Consider the following 543-nt stretch of genomic DNA (forward strand, 5'->3'; position numbering starts at 1 on the left):
TTTGGCGATACGCTTGAAACTTATCGCAAAGCAGCAAGGAGTTAAAGCATGACTTTACGCATTGTACGCGGTTTTACCTTGATTGTTGATGGTTTTATGGGCACCATCTCACAATTGACAGATTTTTGTAAATCTTTGCCTCATCGCATGAAGGGGTGGTTTGGGTCCATTAATTTAAGAGAGTTTTTGCTAAGTTTTTTGGGAGGCACAACAGCCATTCAACCGATTGGACAATTTGCGGGGGCGGGGCATGCCAATTACTCTGTGAGAGAACAAAGAGACAAAGACCGTTCCACCACCACCCACAATCAAAATATCACAGTGCATGTCAATGGCGCCCGTGATCCTGTGGACACTGGTCGTGCGGTTGCCCACGCCATTCAACGGGCACGCGCTAATGCTCTGCATGGGGGGACAGAATGAGGGGAGGGAACCTATGAGAGATCCTTTGATGATGTTAGGACCGCATCAATTTTATGTGGACTGGCTGAATTTCCAATCCTTTGAAGAAGAGTTTTCTGCCTCATGGGTTTGTATGGAGCG

The 543-nt window shown here is 47.0% G+C and carries 1 protein-coding gene and 1 pseudogene; both read left to right on the plus strand.

What is annotated here, in order from left to right:
- Nucleotides 1-48: 48 nt before the first annotated feature.
- On the plus strand, nt 49-423 hold the full coding sequence (locus tag ACFIJP_RS09715) for a hypothetical protein (protein WP_375627226.1): 375 nt from the start codon (nt 49-51) through the stop codon (nt 421-423).
- A 13-nt stretch (nt 424-436) separates the two neighbouring features.
- Nucleotides 437-543 (plus strand): annotated as a pseudogene (locus tag ACFIJP_RS09720) (phage tail protein); the annotation flags it as partial.

Source organism: Bartonella sp. MU37NMGALS, from assembly GCF_042194015.1.
In the GTDB taxonomy this organism is placed as follows: Bacteria; Pseudomonadota; Alphaproteobacteria; order Rhizobiales; family Rhizobiaceae; genus Bartonella; species Bartonella grahamii.

Bases quoted from the DNA above. Each gene is read 5' to 3' on its own strand.
- ACFIJP_RS09715 (WP_375627226.1), top strand. From the start codon at position 49: ATGACTTTACGCATTGTACGCGGTTTTACCTTGATTGTTGATGGTTTT.